This is a genomic window from Fodinicurvata fenggangensis DSM 21160, from assembly GCF_000686045.1.
In the GTDB taxonomy this organism is placed as follows: Bacteria; Pseudomonadota; Alphaproteobacteria; order Kiloniellales; family DSM-21159; genus Fodinicurvata; species Fodinicurvata fenggangensis.
Genome location: NZ_JMLV01000003.1, coordinates 40,584 through 58,606, shown reverse-complemented (window position 1 = coordinate 58,606; position 18,023 = coordinate 40,584). Strand labels below are relative to the sequence as shown.

Below are 18,023 nucleotides of genomic sequence, written 5' to 3'. Positions count from 1 at the left end.
CTGTTTCCAAGCAGGATTAGGAAATTCAGGGCTCTGTACCCAGGACTTCGCGCAGCTTCAATGCCAGTTCCTGGCGACGATAGGGTTTGGACAAGAGATGCACGTTGGGCTCGAGGCGGCCATCCTGCATGACGGCATTCTCTGTATAGCCAGAGGTATAGAGCACCTTCAGGTCGGGACGAAGCGCGTTGGCCTCTCGCGCCAAGTCAGGGCCATTCATGGCACCGGGCATGATGACGTCCGTAAACAGCAGATCGATATCCTCATGCTGCTTCAGGATATCCAGCGCACTGGCCGCATCGCCGCTATCGGTCACGCGGTAGTTCAATTCGCCCAAAAGGCCAACAAGATGCTTTCGCACAAGCTCGTCATCCTCGACCACTAGGATGTGCTCTTGCCCACCTCGCCTTTCCTTATATATCTGATCGGGACTTTCGCCCGGCGCTGCGCCCTCTGCCTGGGGAAAATACAAGCGTACGGTGGTCCCTTGCCCGACTTCAGAATAGATACGCACATGTCCACCGGATTGTTTCATGAACCCGTAGACCATACTGAGCCCCAGACCGCTACCCTTGCCCACTTCCTTGGTCGTGTAAAATGGCTCGAAGGCGCGTTCCAGCGTGGGCTCCGACATGCCTTCACCGGTGTCCGAAACGGACAATAGGACATAAGCTCCCGGAGCGACATCTGGTTGGGTGTTCGTGTAGCTTTCGTCCAGCTCAGTTACCTGGACTTCTATGATCAAGTGCCCGCCTTCGGGCATGGCATCACGCGCATTGACGGCCAGATTCAGAAGCGCGGCTTCCAGCTGTCCCGGGTCCACTTCGACAGACGGCAGGTTGGCTCCCGGGCGAATGGTGATCTCGATAGCCTCGGACAGGGTCCGCTTCAGCAGCCCCTCCATTCCCTCCAGGGTATCGTTCAGGTCCACCCACCTGGGCTGCAAGGTCTGCTGGCGGGCAAAGGCCAGCAGACGATTGGTCAGTTCAGCGCCTCGCTCGGCGGCATTGGCCGTCATATCAGCCAAAGCCTTCAGGGAGTCTTCGCCGGCCAGGCTCTCACTCAGGATCTCGGCATTACCAAGAATGACGGTCAACAGGTTGTTGAAGTCATGGGCGATCCCTCCGGTCAACTGCCCGACCGTCTCCAGCTTCTGGGAATGCCGCATGCGCTCATCCATGAGCCGCCGCTCGGTCACATCCTCCATGCTTCCCAACATGCGGATGGCCTTTCCGGTCTCATCGCGAATGACAAATCCTCGGTCCACCACGACATGGTCCTGCCCTTGAGCATCCAGGAAACGATACTCCTCGACCCAGTTCGATCCCGAGCCCTCAATCACGCGCTCAAGGGACGCCACGGCGCGTTCTCGATCTTCGGGGTGGATTCGTTGCATCCAGGAGTCTGGGCCCGATGCCATCGCATTCCGGTCATAGCCGAATTGATGGCTTATGCTCTCGTTCCACCAGATATCATCCGTTCGCAGGTCCCAGTCCCAGATCACGTCATTGGTGGCCTTTGCAAGCAGGCGGAAACGCTCCTCATTGATACGAATGGTTTCATCCGCCTGTTTGCGGGCGGTGATATCGCGTTCGACGGAAACCCAGTGCGTGTACCAGCCCTTTTCGTTGGCCAGAGGCACGATATCCAACTCCAGCCAGATTTCCTCACCTGACTTGGTATAGTTCAGGACCTCTGCCCGAACAGGCTGCCATTTCTTCAACGCCTGGTGAATACGATCCAGTTCCTCTCTCTGAGTGCCCGGTCCCTGCAGAATCCGCGGCGTCTTTCCTATCACCTCCTCGCGGCTGTAGCCGGTCCGCCGCGTGAAGGCATCGTTCACGTAAACGATCCTCGGGCCATCCGGACCATCGATTGGCTCCGCGTCCGTGATCAGCAGGATGTCGCTTTGACGCGAAACCGCTGTTTCCAGCAGGCGCAAATGTGCCCGCTGTGCCCGTTCACCCGTGACGTCCCGGAAATAGACGGCAAGTCCCTCCGATGAGGGGTAGGCATTGACCTCGAACCACTTTTCGAGCGGCGGGTAGTATTCCAGGAAGCGCACGGTTTCCTGGTCACGGAAAGCCCGGCTGTATTCCCGGTCAAAGGCCGTACCTACCGCTGCGGGAAACTCCGTCCAGACATTCTGTCCCAGCAGCTCCGTGCGGGAGCGCTCCAACATGAGCTCGGCCTGGCCGTTCAGGTAGGTAAAGCGCCAATCCCGGTCCAGGGTAAAGAACGCGTCGCTCATGCTTTCCAGCATATCTCCCAGGCGACGGGAAAGACCTTCTGAGCGACCCCGCTCTTTTACCTGTTCAGAAATGTCCTGGATGGCTCCTTGCAGCGCCGTGACATTGCCTTGGCTGTCCCTTTCCGGCTCACCGATTACACGCAGCCAGACTCTGCGATCCTTCTGGGTCACAATCTGCAGTGTTTCATCAAAGGCGCGTCCGGACTGGGCACACTCCTGGAACAGCCGCTGCATACGTTCGCGATCTTCGGGAACATAGAAGGACAGGGCCGTTTCATAGGAGGGCTGGAAGTTAGGCGAAACCTCGTGAATCTCCGCCGTGACCGGTGTCCAGGTGATTCGAGGCGGGTTGTACTCCGCCCGCCAACCTCCCAGCCGTGCCGTTCGGCCAGCCAGGTCGACCAGACGGCGCACCTGTTCCAATTCCGCTTCAGCCTCTACCCGCCGGGTTATATCGAGAAACAATCCATTCAGGACCGGGGACTGTTGGCCTTGGATTGCTTCGCTGACGTACAGAGCGTGTACGAACGTATCGTCGCTTGGCTTGATGAATCGCAGATGAGCTTCAAGGTGTTCCTTCTTCCCGGAAACCAGGTTTTGCAACTCCTGTTGCAGCTGGGCGCGATCCTCCGGATGAACGAGAGCCAACAGACCCTCCACCCCAGGCGCAAGCGCTTCTGGCTTGAGCCCCAGAATGTTATAGAAATTCTCGGAGACAGATAGCTGGTCATGGTCCAGGTCCAGCTTGACTGTTGCCATGCCGAGGAGCCTCTGAGCATTGCGTAGTTCCAGGACCTCGTCCTGCAGGGCAACATTGGCGCTCTTCAACTCGCGAGAGCGTACGAGGATCTCCAGTTCCGGCAGAGGGGCGTCACCCGCACTTCCTGAGTCCGAGGCAACCTGTCCCTGCGCTTGGACCGCTTCGGTGACGTCTTCCACGCGATGGACGATATAGGCTATCTTTCCATCAGCACTCAGAACGGGGGCATTGACAGGCGTCCAGTAGCGATCCTCGAAGCCACCGCCCAGGCTTTCCGGACGGGGAATGGGGTAATGCTGAACCCCCAAGATATCGGAGCGGCCTTGCGCCTTCACCCGCTCGAGCGAAGCCTCGAGACGCTGCGTGCTACCCGCATCAGGATGCTCCGGATCATCCGGGAAAGCCTCGAAAAGCTTCTTGCCGACAAGGTCGGACCTCTGGGTCATCGTGGAACGCAGATAGGCATCACTGACCGCCACGATCTCGAAATCTTCTGGCGCCAACACCAGGAAATTTCCCGGCACGGCTTCGAACAGAGCCTGGAAGCGGTCGGCCACATCCTCTGCCTTGCGCCGAAGCTCCTCCTCCCTTTCCAGAAGTTCGCTGCGCTCGCGCTCCAATTCGATGACCCGCGTGACATCGCGCGCAGCGGCCAGAACGGCCGGGCGCCCCTTGAACTCCATGGGACGCCAATGGAAATCCACGAAGACCAGGTCGCCCCGGGCTGTATAGATACGCCAGACACCGGCCTCGTGGGCCCCATCGCCAAGTTGGGCCACAGCTGCTTGCAGGGCGGGAATATCCTCGGCGGGCCGGATGTCGGCAATGGTCATGGACAGGAAGCGCGTATGGCTGTAGCCGAACTTCTCGATGGCAGCCTGGTTCACATCCAGGAATTGCAGGGTCTCACGATCATATATCCAGATCGGGTCGGGATGCTGGTCAAAGAAGAACTTGTTCCCGGCCTCCATATACCATCCCGCTTGCCTGTAATCGCTCTAAGGACAGGCTGGAGTTTCTCCGCCTACCCCGCATCTTCCCGAGACTAGCGCAGCACGCGGTGCCCGCCAACGACCTTCGCCGCTCAGAGCGCAATATCCACGGCACCATGGGCGCGCGCATAGCCCTGTCCCAGTTGCAGCAATGCGGCATCCGCACCTTTGGGCCCAAGCAGCTGAAAGCCCATCGGCAGGCCCTGCGCGCCAAAGCCGGCAGGAAGGCTGAGAGCCGGGATCCCGGCCAGAGAAGCCGGCACCACGACTTCCATCCAATGGTGATAGCTTTCCATCGGATGCCCCGCTACCTCGCGAGGCCAATCCCACTCGGCGGGAAAAGGAAAGCACTGTGCAGCCGGCAAGGCCAGGGCCTCGTATTGCTGGAACAGATAGGCAAGCGTCCGGTACCAGTCTGAACGGACTTCGCTGGCCTTCTGTATCTCCTGACCACTCAAGGCCAGACCGCGCTCGATTTCCCAGATGGCCTCGGGTTTCAGGTGCTTCCTGCTTTCCGGATTTTCGTAAACCGCCCCCAGCTTCGCGGCCACAGCCCAGCTGCGCAGGGTTGTCCAGCTTTGCCAGAGCGCAAAAGGATCGAAATCTGGCTGGACTGCCTCGACTTCCACCCCCAGTTCGGAAAACTTCACAAGAGCCTCTGAACAAAGCGAAAGCACCCCGTCTTCCATGGGGTAATGTCCACCCCAGTCACCGATCCAGCCAATGCGCCGGCCCCTCAGATCGGCAGGCAGGCGATCCGAAAAGGCTGACTGTGTTGGCAGGCTGTGCGGCAAGCGTGTATCCGGACCGGCCATCACATCCAGCAACAGGGCCAGATCTCGAATGGAACGCGCCATGGGACCGTTGGTGGAAAGCTGGTGCAGGAACATATCCCCTGCCGGGTTATCGGGGACGAGCCCATAGCTGGGCCGAAACCCGTAGACATTGTTCCAGGCCGCCGGATTTCGCAGGGAGCCCATCATGTCGGAACCATCGGCCAGGGCCAGCATGCCAGTTGCCAGAGCCACCGCAGCACCGCCACTTGACCCACCCGCTGAAAAGTCCGGGTTCCAGGCGTTAGCGGTTCGGCCATGAACAGGATTGTAGCTGTTGGATCCCAGTCCGAATTCCGGTGTATTGGTCTTGCCGATGACTATGGCCCCGGCCGCCTTCAGGCGCGCAACAAAAAGGTCATCCTGATCGGGAATGAAGTTAGCCATAAGGGGCGAGCCCCAGGTGGTCCGCAGACCCTTTGTCTGAGCCAGATCCTTGATCGCAATCGGCAGGCCATGGAGCGGGCCGCCGCCCCCTTCAGAATCCCTGCTGCGAGCCTCGGCCAGCAAATCCGAAGCCGGCCTGAGCGAGACCACGGCGTTCACGCGAGGATTGACGGTCTCGATCCTGGCAAGCGTGGCTTCCATCAATTCTTCCGCCGTCAATTCACCGGCGGCAAGACCTGACAGAAGGGTCGAGGCGGACAGCCTGTGCAACTCACCGAAAGCCGTCATGGCAAATCCTTTTCGCGCAGCCTACTGGGATGCGGGAAGGCGGCGCTCGACGATACGGGAAAAGATCGAGGCCCCAATGGGCAATATCCCATCATCCAGAACATATTCCGGATTGTGCAAGGGCACGGATCCGGCATGCCCAACGCGGCAATAGGCGCCCGGCACTACGCGCAGCATGTCGGCGAAATCCTCACTGCCCGTGGCGTACTTTTCAGTCTCGATGGCGTTGTCGGCACCGACGACATCTGCGGCAGCTTTCAGGTATTCCTGTCCCAGTTCCGGATCGTTCATCAGCACATGGAAGATGTTCCGCAGGTCAGGCTTGATGGTGACGCCGTAGGCCTTCTCCAGTCCGGCGCAGAGTTCCTTGATGCGCTCATGTGTCAGGTCACGCAGCTCTTCGGAAAAATAGCGGATGGTGCCCGATATGCTGGCCGTGCCCGGCACGACGTTGTATGCCGAACCCGCATGAATTTGCGTGACCGACAGGACCAGCGGCTCGGCGGGCGGGCGGTTGCGACTGACCACCGACTGCAGCTGCTGGACCAGTGCGGTGGCCACGATAATGGGATCGCGCGACTGATGCGGCATGGCGGCATGGCTTCCCACCCCTTCGATGGTGATATCGAAGAAGGTTGCACCTGACATGGCGGGTCCTGGTTTTACTGTAACCTGGCCCTCCGGCGCGTTGGGATCGTTGTGCATGCCGTAGATTTCGTCACAGGGGAAGCGTTCGAACAAGCCTTCCTCAAGCATGCGGCGCGCCCCGCCAAGCCCTTCCTCTGCCGGCTGGAAGATCAGGTGCACCTTGCCGGAGAAATCGCGCGTTTCCGCAAGATAACGCGCCGCCCCCAACAGCATGGTCGTATGGCTGTCATGGCCACAGGCGTGCATCTTGCCCTGGTTCTGCGAAGCATAAGGCAAATCGGTGGCCTCGTGAATCGGCAAGGCATCCATGTCGGCGCGTAATCCGATTGTGCGATTGCCCGGGCTTTTGCCCTGCAGGACACCGACGATGCCCGTACCGCCAATACCGCTATGAACTTCATCCACACCCCAGACCTTGAGCTTTTCCTCGACCAGTTTGGCAGTCCGGGTTTCCTCGAACCCCAACTCCGGATGGGCGTGAATATCGTGACGGATTTCGCTCAGCTCTTCAGCAAACTCCTGAATGCGCGGCAATACGGACATGATGCTCTCCCTTTTTCCAGATCGCGGATGGATTCCGCGATCAGGCTGTTTTCTTCAATTCACAGAAATTGGCAAAATCCCACTCACGCCCAGGTGCGGCTTCGGTCAGGGCCCGCGTGTATTCATGCTGGGGATTGGCCAGCACTTCGCTTGCGCTGTTGTATTCGACGATCAGACCATTCTGCATGACGACAATGTCGTCACAGATCTGGGCCGCCACACGCAGGTCGTGCGTAATGAACAGGATCGCGACACCCAGCTTGTCCTGAATGTCACCCAGCAGGTCGAGCACCTGCGCCTGAATGGACACGTCCAGGGCCGAAACCGCTTCATCGGCCACCAGGACATCCGGCTTCATGGCCACGGCCCGCGCGATGGCGATTCGCTGCCGCTGACCGCCCGAAAACTGGTGCGGATAGCGATCCAGGACATCGCGTGGAAGACCGACCAATTCCATCAAGTCCCCAGCCTGCTTCATGGCCTCCGCGCGCGAAATCCCGTAATTCAGCGGACCCTCGATGAGACTCTCACCAACTTTCCAACGCGGGTTCAGGGACCGGAAGGGATCCTGGAAAACGATCTGGATAAAGCGACGATAGGGACGCAACTGGCGCCGGCTCAGGCGTGCGATCTCGTTGCCATCCACACGCACCTCTCCCTCAGTGGGATCGATCAGACGCATCACACAGCGTGCCACGGTGGACTTACCCGAACCGCTTTCGCCAACAATCCCCAGCGTCCGTCCGCGAGCGATGGAGAAACTGACATCCTGAGCGGCCAGCGTGCCCTCCTTCTTCACGAAAATTCCGCCGCCCCCATAGATCTTCTTCATGCCCTGAACCTGTAGGACCTGGTCATCCGACTTGGGCGGACGCACCTTGCGCGGAATCAGGCTGGGCACGGCCTTGAGCAGTTTTTGTGTGTAATCTTCCCGTGGTTCACGCAGCAACTTCTCCACGGGAGCCTGCTCGACAATCTGACCTTCCTTCATGACGTGCACGGTGTCCGCAATCTCGGAAACCACGCCCATGTCGTGCGTAATGAAGAGAACGGCGGTGCCCTGTTTTTCCTGCAGTTCTGCAATCAGCCTTAGGATCTGTGCCTGCGTCGTGACATCCAATGCCGTTGTCGGCTCGTCGGCAATCAGCAGCTTGGGCTGCAACACCAATGCCATGGCGATCATGATGCGCTGGCGTTGTCCACCCGAAAGCTGGTGCGGATAGGACCCATAGATGCGCTTAACATCCGGCAGGTGCACCTGTTCCATGATGTCGAGCACCCGGGCCTTGCGCTCGGAAGCCGACATATCGGCATGGATCTGCAGGACCTCGTCAATCTGGTCCCCGACGCGCATGACCGGATTCAGGGCTGTCATCGGCTCCTGGAAGATCATCGCCATGCGACGGGCGCGCATATGCCTCAGCTCGTTGTGGGACAGGCCGAGCAGTTCGCGGTCCTCAAGCGTGATCTTTCCACCAGTGACCTCAAGCGCCCCCTTTGGCAACAGCCCCATGACAGCCAGCGAGGTGACCGACTTGCCCGATCCGCTTTCGCCGACCAGGCAGGCGGTCTCGCCGGCACGAATATTGAGGCTTATGCGATCCAGGATCGGGGCCACAGTCTCCTGATTCGGCAGGTTGACCGAGAGATCCTTGATATCCAGGACGGTTTCGGCCCCTTCGAAGTTGCGTGACTTGAACTTCATGTATCAGGCTTCCCGTTTCTTCAGGCGCGGATCCAGCAGATCGCGCGCTGTGTCACCAATGAGATTGATCGAGAGGATGCAGAGCGAGAGCATCAGTCCCGGCCAGAAGATCAGCCCGGGATTGATCTGGAAGTAATCACGTCCCTCGGCCATGATATTGCCCCAGGTTGGCGTCTCGGTACTGACACCGGCACCCAGGAAAGACAGGATGGCCTCGATCAGGATCGCAGAAGCACAGATATAGGTCCCCTGAACAATCAGAGGCGCCATGGTGTTGGGCATCAGGTGTTTTGTCAGAATCTTGGGCATGCTGGACCCCAAGGCCGTTGCCGCCTCCACGTATGGTTCCTCACGCGCACTCAAGACGACGGAACGCACCAGGCGCACCACGCGTGGAATTTCCGGGATGGTAATCGCAATGATCACCGACCCAACGCTGGCACCGCTCAGGGAAACCAGGGCAATCGCCAGAAGGATGGCCGGAATGGACATCAGGCTGTCCATGATTCGCATGATGATGGCGTCAGCCATGCGGAAGAAGCCGGCGACCAGTCCGATCAGAAGGCCAAAAAAGACACTGATGACCGCGGCCCCTATACCGATCAGCAGGGATATGCGTCCGCCTGTGACAACGCGGCTGAACATGTCACGGCCAAAGGGATCGGTGCCCAGGATGTACTCACCCCCGGGGGGCTGAAGACGCTTAGTGGACTCCATGTGCATGGGATCGAAGGGCACGTAATAGGGTGCGAATATCGCCGAAAGGACGATAACCGTCAGCACGATGGCAGCGATTATGGGCCCCGGGCCGACTCGCCACTTGCGCGGGAGCGACAAGGCACCGAGAAACCATTGCGAGGCGGAAACGGGTTGTGCAGTTTTTGCCATCAGTAGCGAATCCTCGGGTCAAGCAGGGTATAGGACAGGTCGATCAACAGGTTGATCAGCACATAGATGCCTGCCGTCAAAAGGATGATGGCCTGTATCACGGGGTAGTCCCGCGCCAGGATTGCATCGACCGTCAGACGCCCAATCCCTGGAATGTTGAACACGCTTTCGGTTACGACCACGCCGCCGATCAGGAGCGCGAAGCCGATGCCGATGATGGTCATGATCGGGACGGCCGCATTCCGCAGGGCATGACGGAAAAGCACGGAATTCTCCTTCACACCCTTGGCACGCGCCGTCCGTATGTAGTCTTCGCCCAGAACCTCGAGCATGCTGGCGCGCGTCATGCGCGCTATCAGGGCCACATAGATTGTGGCCAGGGTCAGCGAGGGCAAAATGGCCCTTAATAGAAATCCGAAGAAATCTTCCGTCGGTGCGCGATAGCCCTGAACCGGGAACCACCCCAGCCCCAGCGCAAAAATGGCCATGAAAATATAACCGATCACGAAAACCGGGATCGAGAAGCCCAGGACCGAGAAGCTCATGACCAGATAATCAACCCAGGTGCGATGCCTCCAGGCCGCCGCCACGCCCATCGGCACAGCCAACAGGACCGAGATGATGATCGTCATTAGGGCAAGGTTGATGGTCGGATTGATCCGGTTTGCAATCATGTCGACCACACCCGTCTTCGAGATCAGGGATGTACCGAGATCCCCCTGAAGCAACTGCCCCATCCAGGTAATGAACTGGATGTGAAGCGGATCGTTCAGGCCAAGTTCCGTTCGAATCTTCTCGATCTGCGCCGCGGTCGCGGAATCGCCGGCCAGGATGGCCGCAGGATCGCCCGGAGAAAGACGGAGCATCAGGAAAACGAAGATTGCAACAATCAGCATGACGGGAATGACCGCCAGGATGCGCCGAATAATGTAGCCAAGCATCTTGGGCTCTTTCTCTGTGATGTGCCTGGTTCAAACGAAATCGGACGGGTGATGCAGTCATTGGCACCACCCGTCCGAAACGAAGCTAGGCAGTTACTCCTTGTCGATGTTCCAGAAGACCGGAACCGGCGAAGGAATCATGTCCACAACATTGTTGCGGCGAGCCTGCGGCATAAAGTACTGCCCCAGCGGGATATAGTTCACCGTTTCCAGGGCATAAGCCTGGATTTCGCTCGCGATTTCCTTGCGCTCGTCCTCGGTCTTGGCATCGACATACTGAGAGCGCAGATCCTCCATGTGCTCATCGTCCGGCCAGCCGAACCAGGCGGAATCACCGCGGGAGTTCAGCATGGGGTTGATCAGCGGATCGGCGACCTCTGGCAGCTGCCAGTTGGTGAAGAAGATGTTCCAGCCACCTTCATCCGGCGGATCCATGCTGGCACGGCGGCTGACAACGCTCTGCCAGTCCATCGGCTGCATGTCGACCTCGAAGCCAGCCTCGCGGAAGGCCTGAGCCGCAACCACCGGCTGGTCATCCAGGCTGGCAACGTCCGTCGGCTGCATCAGCACGATCGGCGTGCCGTCATAACCGGCTTCGTCCAGAAGGGCCTGGGCCGCTTCGGGATCTCCGCCTTCCAACAGGCTCTCGGCCCCGGTTTCGTCCTCAAGCGGCGTTCCACAACCGAAGACGGACCCACAGAGCTCATAGTAATCCGGATTGCCGATCATGGTGCCCAGGACATCCTCCTGGCTGAGCGCCAGCAGGGCCGCCTGACGGATTTTCTGGTTGTCGAACGGCGGATGCTTGAAGTTCATGCGTCCGATGGTCTGGTAACCAAGCGGATCGCGGCGTTCGACGGTCACATTCTCGTTCGCATCAAGGATCGGCAGAAGGTCGACTTCGACCTGCTCGATATAGTCGATCTCGCCTTCGGCAAGCGCGTTCACCGATGTCATCATGTCGGACATGCTGACCCACTCGACCCGATCGACGTTGACCTCCTTGCCGCCGGCCATCCAGTTCGCTTCTTCATCGCGCGGGACATAATCCTCGAACTTGTCGTAAACAACCTTCTGTCCGGGATCGAACTCGTCCTCGTTGAAGACGAAAGGACCGGAACCGACATACTCGTCAATGGAGGTATCTGACGGCGTTTCGGCAACACGCTTCGGCATGATGAAGGCTGGACGTGCCGACTGCTTGGAGAGAACCTGAAGCATCGGCGGGAAGGGCTCGCTGAGCGTCCAGGTCACCGTCTTCTCGTCCGTGGCTTCCAGGCTGTCGGTCACGTCGAAGATCTGCTGGCCACCGGAATCGACCTCGCCCCAACGCTCGAGCGATGCAACAACGTCCTCGGCTGTCACAGGCTCACCGTCGTGGAACTTCAGCCCATCGCGCAGGGTAAAGGTGTAAACCAAGTTGTCATCCGAGACTTCCCAGTCGGCCATCTGCGGATGCGGCTGGAAGTCCTCGTCCTGAGCCAGCAGGACGTCATAGATCATGTAACCGTGGTTGCGGGTGATGTGGGCTGTGGTGATGATCGGGTCCAGCACACGCAGGCCGGAGTGCATGACACCTGTAATGGTCTCTTGCTCGTCCTGGGCGACGGAGCTCGCCGGTGTCAGCATGGTCATGGCCATCAGCGCCGCGGCTGCAAAGCCGCCGCGCCGGGCCATGCGCCCGGTCCTGGCTTTGAAATGTTCTGTCATAATGTACCTCTCTGCTGGTTTTCAGGTAAAATATACTCTTGTTGGAGACATATCGTCTCGACGGTACAGGGCCGGCCGGGTGTTAACCCACGCCTTCAGCACCCTGCATTCTGTATTCCGGGCCCATGGGCGAAAGCCGAAGCCCCGGCGTCAATCGCCGCCACGGCAGCGAGGCCGGATCGATGGCCATGGGCCCCGGCGCGACGCAAACCAGAATTTGCCCTGCGACCGGCGCGAAATCGGCCCGGAAGTGTGTTGAACTCTTGACCACGAGGATATCCGTTTCCTCGGGTTCGATTCCAGCGAAGCGGAACATCTCCCGATCCGCCATCTGTGCCTTGTGGGTGGAGACCACGACGCGGACCCCACCGATCCGGAGACAGGCCGAAGGCCCCAAATCCATATGTGCGCCGCCATAGAAGGGCCCCGGCGCTGTGAAACGGCCGTCGGAAAGCTTTTCCACGACAAAGCGCGCCGTATAGGGGCTGTCGCCCGGGACGTTCGACTTTCCGCCCAGCGCCAGTTCGACCTCACACCCCTCGCCGGCTGAATGGGCCTGGGCCGCCGACTCCGGGTCGACGATCAGGCCGACGGCCGCATCCGGCACGGCAGCCTCGACCAGGGCCCGCAGCATGCCCGTCGTGTTGGAATCGCCGCCGGCACCCGGATTGTCCTGGGTATCGGCCAGAACGATCGGGCGCGGAACGCCCTGTGCCAGCAATTCACGGGCTTTTGCCACACCGTCGGCCGCTTCATAGGCTGTGCCCGCATATTCCGGCTCGGCCTGCCTGTAGGCCTCGGCAATACGATCAGCTGCCGCATCCGCTGCCTGCTGGCTATCGGCAAAGGCCAGCGCCGTGGGGCCGCACTCCGGAAAGTCGGCGGCGGGGAACCCCATGAACAGCGAAGTGCTTGAGACATCTCCCTGCTCGAGCTCACCCACCAGGCCATAGAGGCGCTTGCCGGGCTGAAGGTCCGTGCATTGCCAGGGAATCGGCACCAGATAGGGCAGCCGCCGCATGGCCTTTGCCGGACGGCGGCCTTCGGACATGATCTTCGTCAATTGCTGGGCGGCGCGCTCACCGGTCCGGGCCATGTCGATATGGGGATAGGTGCGAAAGCCGACCAGGACATCGGCTGCAGCCATCATCTTTTCCGTGATGTTGCCGTGCAGGTCCAGGCTGGCCGCAATGGGAACAGCGTCCCCGACAGCAGCGCGAACACGCTGGAGCAGTTCGCCCTCACCATCGTCCAGATGCTCGCAGACCATGGCCCCATGCAGGTCCAGGTAGACCCCATCAAGCTCGCCGGCCGAGGTGATACCCTCAACGATTTCGGAAACAATGGTTTCAAAGGCATCCCGGGTTACCTGGGCAGAAGGGATGGCACCGGCCCAGAGAGTCGGTATCATCTCCCAGCCAGCTTCGCGGCCATGTGCCATGGCCCCGGACACCCCCAGGTTTATGCCTTTCGCTACATCGAACAGACGCGTGCCACGCGTCATCGGGATATAGCCGCCCCCCTGCTCGAAAGCTGCATAATCCGCTTTTGTGGGAGCAAAGGTATTCGTTTCGTGTAATAGCCCGCCTATGGCAACACGGCTTCCCATGGCCTTCCCATCTCCCTGTCTTCCACCATTTGATTCAGGGAATCGATCCGAAAATCAAATAAAAATTATTTTTCTGTATCGCTGAACGATACGCTTGCATTGCCTGTCACGTTAAATTCATCATTCACTTGTTGTCAACAGCGCGAGCGGACAAATGGTGCGAAGTCTCTTGAGGCCGGGTTCAGATACAACGGGCAGCCAGAAGGAACATCTGGAAGATCCCCTGTTCACACGCTCCATAGGCCGCGCTCTCGACGTGCTCTCAGCCTTTCACAAGAGCGAACAGCCATTAAGCTTATCAGAAATCGCCCAATCCGCTCAAATCGACCGCTCCGCAGCGCAACGCATCGTACACACTCTGCGAAGACTCGGCTACATCCGCCGTGATGAACATGGCCGGGGCTTCCTGCCGGACATACGCATCCTGGACCACACACTGGATTACCTGCGTTTGAATCCGCTTGTCCGTCGCGCCACGCCGGTGCTGCTTGAACTGCGCCGGAATGTCCGTGAGCGCGTCGACCTCAGTCTTTTCGACGACCTGCGTGTTGTCTATGCCGCCCGCATGCAGAGCAAGCGCGAGACCTTTCATGCAACCCTGGTGGGACACAGCGTGCCCACCTACTGTTCCTCCGGAGGGCGCGCGATACTCTCGCAACTCGAAAGCAGCGAGGTGGACGATATCATCGATCGCTCGGACAGGACTCCCCTCACTCCCAGAACCCTGACAGAACCGGCCACCATCCGGGACAAGGTGGCCGAGGCGCGGGACAAGGGCTATGCGTTGACCCTGGAGGAGATACTGATCGGCGAGATTGCCATCGGAGTCGCCCTGCCCGGCCCTGATGGCAAACCAGCGGGCGCGATTCATCTGGCCGGCTCCCTGAGTGACTGGAAGCCGGAGGATTTCGTCACCCGCTTCGCCCCGCTCATTTCGGAAGCCGCAATGGATATCACCCGCTGAAGCGGGACTCCAACGGAGCAGAAGACCTTCAGGACAACAGAAGAAGAGGAAACAGAACCTTGAGCATGAACCTTTCCACCACACAGCAGGTCCGCAAGAGCGTCATTAAAACCAAGGGTGGCGTTGTCTCGGCACAGCACAGCCAGGCAGCGCGCGTTGGTGCAGAGGTTCTGGCCGAAGGCGGTGATGCCGTGGACGCGGCGGTTGCCACGTCCTTTGCTTTGGGCGTCCTGGAGCCCTGGATGAGCGGTCCGGCTGGTGGCGGCGCCATGATGCTCTGGCGAGCAGATGAAGGGCGCGCACACTCCCTCAACTATGGCATGCGTTCCCCCGGCGCTCTCGACCCGGCTGACTACCCTCTTTCCGGCACCGGGAAGGCCAGTGATCTCTTTCCCTGGGAAGCGGTCATGGAAGACCGGAACATACAGGGGGCGACAGCCGTCGCCGTTCCGGGCCTGATCGATGGTGTCGGCAAGGCGCACGAGCGCTTCGGTCGCATGCCCTGGCGGGACCTCATTGCACCCTCCGTGGAGTTGGCGCGCAAGGGCCTGCAGGTGGACTGGTATGCAGCCCTGATCATCGCTTCAGCCACGCGCAGCCTGGCGCAGGATCCCGATGCAGCGGCCCTGTTCCTGGAGGATGGTCAATGGCCCACGATCGCCGGATGGACCAGCCTGGAAGACAAGCGCATTCCAAATCCGAAGATGGCGGACACCCTGTCCCGGCTGGCTGAGAAAGGTGCCCGTGAATTCTACGAGGGCGACATTGCCGAAGCGATGGTCGCGGACATCCAAGCCAAGGGCGGCTGCCTGTCGATGGAAGACCTGCGCACCTATCAGGCCGCCTTCGAGTCCCCGCTGAGCTTCGCGTACAGGGACTCCCACTTTCATGTCACCCCTTACATGACAGCCGGACCCACGTTTCGTGACGCATTCGAAGTGCTTTCCCAGCGGCATGCCGCCGGCGGCGCACCCACGGCGGACAGCTTTGCGGCCTATGCCGAAGCCCTCAAACAGGCGTACGAGAAACGCTTCAACACCATGGGCGACCATGAGGAACCCAAGGATGCGCCGGGCTGCACCACCCATTTCTCCGTCGTTGACCGGCACGGCAACATGGTGGCCCAGACCCAGACGCTCCTTTCCATCTTCGGGTCGCGTACAGTGTCGGGCTCGACCGGCTTGCTGATGAACAATGGCATCATGTGGTTCGATCCCGAACAGGGCCGTCCGAACTCCCTGGGGCCGGACAAGCGCTGCCTCATGAACATCTGCCCGGTGATCGGCGAGCAGGGAAACCGGCGTTTTGCCATTGGCGCCTCGGGAGGACGCAAGATCGTATCGGCCGTCGCCCAGCTTTCCTCCCTGATGGTGGACCATGGGCTGTCGCTGGAAGACAGCTTCCACCATCCGCGGATCGATGTTTCCGGACAGGACCTGGTGGTGGCGGACGAAAGCCTCGAGCCGTCCTGGATCGATGCCCTGCGCCAGAAGCACAAGATTATCACAGCACCGCGCACGGCCTTCCCCTTTGCCTATGCCTGTCCTGTTGCCGTCCTGCGCGAAGGCGATCAGAACATGGGCTGCACCGAAATCATGTCCGCCTGGGGCGACAGCATTGCGGAAGCACAGTGACGGCCCCACTGGACCGCGCTGTAGGCTTTGGGCAATCTGCGCCTGCACACCCGAGTAATTAAGGAAGCGGAACCAACCCTCCATGACGAAGCGATTGTTTTCGAAAGAACTGCTGTCCCGACAGTTGACCCTGCTGATGGCCGGCGCAGCCCTGTCCCTGACGGCTGCCTGTGCCAGCCTGTCCGAAAGTGAGCCGACGCATGAAACGGAAGATGCGGCTCTGACCGCCCGCGTCTTCGAACAACTGCGCGAACATCCCGTGGATCTGCGCATGTTCCTGCAGGCCATGCCCAAGGGCGGGGACCTGCACAATCACCTGAGCGGCGCTGTCTATGCAGAGAGCTATGTTGACTGGGCCCTGAAAGACGGCCTCTGCATCATTGTGGAGCGCGCTCAGCTAGCCGAACCGCCCTGCTCTGCCGAACAGCCACGGCTGCAGACCGCCCTGGCCGAAGGCGAAATCACACGCGATCAGCTCATCAATGCCTGGTCTCTGCGCAACTTCGTGGCGGCACCGGCGGGCAGCGACTCTCCGCTGGCCGAGGTATCCGGTCATGACCAGTTCTTCGCGACCTTCTTCCGCTTCGATGCGGCCACCGACACACGCAAGGCGGACATGCTTGCGGAAGTGGCGACCCGCAATGCCCGGCAGAACATCGGCTACATGGAACTGATGCAATCCTTCCGGGCCGGCGAGGCACGCACTCTTGCACAGGATCTGGACCTGAAGGACGCAAGCCGTGAGAGCAAGCGCCGATTGCGAGAAGCCGGCATCCAGCAGCTGGCCGAGAAATCCATTGCCGATCTGGATGCCATGGAGCGTGAGGCCGGTGCCAGCTTGGGCTGCCAGTTGGGCGATGAGGGCGACTGCCCTGTCACCCTGCGCTATGTGGCCCAGGTCCTGCGCACGGTGCCACCCGCCGAGGTTCTCGCCCAGAGCATGGTGGCCTTCGAGATGGCCCGGCAGGATCCGCGTGTGGTCGCGGTCAATCTCGTCGCGCCGGAAGACAACGATCTGGTCCTGAAAACCTATGACCAGCAGATGCGGATCATCGGGCGCCTGGCCGAAGACTATCCGGATGTCGGTGTCACGCTCCATGCCGGAGAACTGACTCTGGGCCTCGTGCCCCCAAAGGACCTTAGCGACCACATCCGACAAGCCATCAAGACGGCCAGGGCAACGCGGATCGGCCACGGCATCGATATCGCCTATGAAAACAATCCGGAACGACTGCTGCGCCAAATGGCAAATGAAGAGATCACCGTCGAGGTCAACCTGACCAGCAACGACGAGATCCTGGGCGTCGAGGGACGCGATCATCCCTTCCAAACCTATCGCCGTTACGGCGTTCCGGTGGTTCTCTCCACGGACGATGAAGGAGTCTCGCGCAACGACCTGACGCATGAATACCTGCGCGCGGTCGAGACCTATGACCTGGACTATTCCGACCTGAAGCAGTTTGCACGCCAAGCCCTGGAATCCGCATTCCTGCCGGGCGAAAGCCTGTGGCAGGATTTCGAAACGCAGGCGCGGGTGTCCGCCTGCACCAGCATGAGCGAGAGCTGTCGTGCATTCCTGGACGCCAACGAACGCGCCAATCGACAGTGGGAACTCGAGCAGTCCTTCCAAAAGTTCGAGGCTGAACGGGCTGAACTGCTGCGCGAGGGTATAATGCCGCCGCTCTCGGCCTATGAGGAAGACTGACGGGGACGTCCTGGCTCAGCCGCGCGGCGGTTCGTCCTCGTCATAGAGGATGCGCTCGGCCGCGCCATTCAGGTCGTCGTACTGGCCACTCTTGAGCGACCAGAAAAAGGCCGCCAGGGCAATCCCGCCCAAGAGCAGGGATATGGGTATCAGGTAGAACATGAC

The 18,023-nt window shown here is 60.0% G+C and carries 12 protein-coding genes; 3 read left to right on the top strand and 9 right to left on the bottom strand.

From position 1 onward, the window contains the following. Positions 1-25 precede the first annotated feature (25 nt). The 8 genes from BP38_RS21655 to BP38_RS0106020 all read right to left on the bottom strand — a co-directional run bounded on the left by BP38_RS21655 (position 26) and on the right by BP38_RS0106020 (position 13,555). Positions 26-3,982: a PAS domain S-box protein gene (locus tag BP38_RS21655; protein ID WP_051609047.1), complete on the bottom strand. Its 3,957-nt coding sequence runs from the start codon at positions 3,980-3,982 to the stop codon at positions 26-28. Positions 3,983-4,095: 113 nt separating this feature from the next. Then, a complete protein-coding gene (locus BP38_RS0106050) occupies positions 4,096-5,511 on the bottom strand; it encodes an amidase (protein ID WP_035724002.1) in 1,416 nt (471 codons plus the stop codon). Between the two features lie 21 nt (positions 5,512-5,532). After that, complete coding sequence (locus BP38_RS0106045; RefSeq protein ID WP_026986997.1) at positions 5,533-6,702, bottom strand: M20 aminoacylase family protein; 1,170 nt, start codon at positions 6,700-6,702, stop codon at positions 5,533-5,535. A gap of 40 nt (positions 6,703-6,742) precedes the next feature. Continuing rightward, positions 6,743-8,407: an ABC transporter ATP-binding protein gene (locus BP38_RS0106040; RefSeq protein WP_026986996.1), complete on the bottom strand. Its 1,665-nt coding sequence runs from the start codon at positions 8,405-8,407 to the stop codon at positions 6,743-6,745. Positions 8,408-8,410: 3 nt separating this feature from the next. Next, positions 8,411-9,295: an ABC transporter permease gene (locus BP38_RS0106035; RefSeq protein WP_026986995.1), complete on the bottom strand. Its 885-nt coding sequence runs from the start codon at positions 9,293-9,295 to the stop codon at positions 8,411-8,413. Continuing rightward, complete coding sequence (locus tag BP38_RS0106030) at positions 9,295-10,236, bottom strand: ABC transporter permease (RefSeq protein ID WP_026986994.1); 942 nt, start codon at positions 10,234-10,236, stop codon at positions 9,295-9,297. Before BP38_RS0106030 ends, BP38_RS0106035 begins: the two co-directional genes overlap by 1 nt. Before the next feature lie 93 nt (positions 10,237-10,329). After that, positions 10,330-11,946: an ABC transporter substrate-binding protein gene (locus tag BP38_RS0106025; RefSeq protein ID WP_211250239.1), complete on the bottom strand. Its 1,617-nt coding sequence runs from the start codon at positions 11,944-11,946 to the stop codon at positions 10,330-10,332. Positions 11,947-12,028: 82 nt separating this feature from the next. After that, complete coding sequence (locus BP38_RS0106020) at positions 12,029-13,555, bottom strand: M81 family metallopeptidase (protein WP_026986992.1); 1,527 nt, start codon at positions 13,553-13,555, stop codon at positions 12,029-12,031. A gap of 154 nt (positions 13,556-13,709) precedes the next feature. Between BP38_RS0106020 and BP38_RS0106015 the strand changes: the two genes are divergently transcribed. From BP38_RS0106015 to BP38_RS19315, 3 genes are all read left to right on the top strand, one after another. Continuing rightward, the gene (locus tag BP38_RS0106015; RefSeq protein WP_026986991.1) at positions 13,710-14,519 is read left to right on the top strand and encodes an IclR family transcriptional regulator; all 810 of its coding nucleotides are present in this window, start codon (positions 13,710-13,712) and stop codon (positions 14,517-14,519) included. Between the two features lie 65 nt (positions 14,520-14,584). Continuing rightward, positions 14,585-16,153, top strand: coding sequence for a gamma-glutamyltransferase family protein (locus BP38_RS0106010; RefSeq protein WP_035723999.1), 1,569 nt, complete (start codon positions 14,585-14,587; stop codon positions 16,151-16,153). 82 nt (positions 16,154-16,235) lie between these two features. Beyond that, complete coding sequence (locus tag BP38_RS19315) at positions 16,236-17,858, top strand: adenosine deaminase family protein (RefSeq protein ID WP_051609046.1); 1,623 nt, start codon at positions 16,236-16,238, stop codon at positions 17,856-17,858. A 15-nt stretch (positions 17,859-17,873) separates the two neighbouring features. On the opposite strand, the gene ccoS is transcribed toward BP38_RS19315, so the two are convergent. Then, the gene (gene ccoS / locus BP38_RS22090; protein WP_322098942.1) at positions 17,874-18,020 is read right to left on the bottom strand and encodes a cbb3-type cytochrome oxidase assembly protein CcoS; all 147 of its coding nucleotides are present in this window, start codon (positions 18,018-18,020) and stop codon (positions 17,874-17,876) included. Positions 18,021-18,023 lie beyond the last annotated feature (3 nt).

What these genes read in the sequence shown, in the direction of transcription:
- BP38_RS21655 (WP_051609047.1), bottom strand. Translation starts at nt 3,982, where the DNA reads ATGGAGGCCGGGAACAAGTTCTTCTTTGACCAGCATCCCGACCCGATC.
- BP38_RS0106050 (WP_035724002.1), bottom strand. Translation starts at nt 5,511, where the DNA reads ATGACGGCTTTCGGTGAGTTGCACAGGCTGTCCGCCTCGACCCTTCTG.
- BP38_RS0106045 (WP_026986997.1), bottom strand. Translation starts at nt 6,702, where the DNA reads ATGTCCGTATTGCCGCGCATTCAGGAGTTTGCTGAAGAGCTGAGCGAA.
- BP38_RS0106040 (WP_026986996.1), bottom strand. Translation starts at nt 8,407, where the DNA reads ATGAAGTTCAAGTCACGCAACTTCGAAGGGGCCGAAACCGTCCTGGAT.
- BP38_RS0106035 (WP_026986995.1), bottom strand. Translation starts at nt 9,295, where the DNA reads ATGGCAAAAACTGCACAACCCGTTTCCGCCTCGCAATGGTTTCTCGGT.
- BP38_RS0106030 (WP_026986994.1), bottom strand. Translation starts at nt 10,236, where the DNA reads ATGCTTGGCTACATTATTCGGCGCATCCTGGCGGTCATTCCCGTCATG.
- BP38_RS0106025 (WP_211250239.1), bottom strand. Translation starts at nt 11,946, where the DNA reads ATGACAGAACATTTCAAAGCCAGGACCGGGCGCATGGCCCGGCGCGGC.
- BP38_RS0106020 (WP_026986992.1), bottom strand. Translation starts at nt 13,555, where the DNA reads ATGGGAAGCCGTGTTGCCATAGGCGGGCTATTACACGAAACGAATACC.
- BP38_RS0106015 (WP_026986991.1), top strand. Translation starts at nt 13,710, where the DNA reads ATGGTGCGAAGTCTCTTGAGGCCGGGTTCAGATACAACGGGCAGCCAG.
- BP38_RS0106010 (WP_035723999.1), top strand. Translation starts at nt 14,585, where the DNA reads ATGAACCTTTCCACCACACAGCAGGTCCGCAAGAGCGTCATTAAAACC.
- BP38_RS19315 (WP_051609046.1), top strand. Translation starts at nt 16,236, where the DNA reads ATGACGAAGCGATTGTTTTCGAAAGAACTGCTGTCCCGACAGTTGACC.
- ccoS (WP_322098942.1), bottom strand. Translation starts at nt 18,020, where the DNA reads ATGTTCTACCTGATACCCATATCCCTGCTCTTGGGCGGGATTGCCCTG.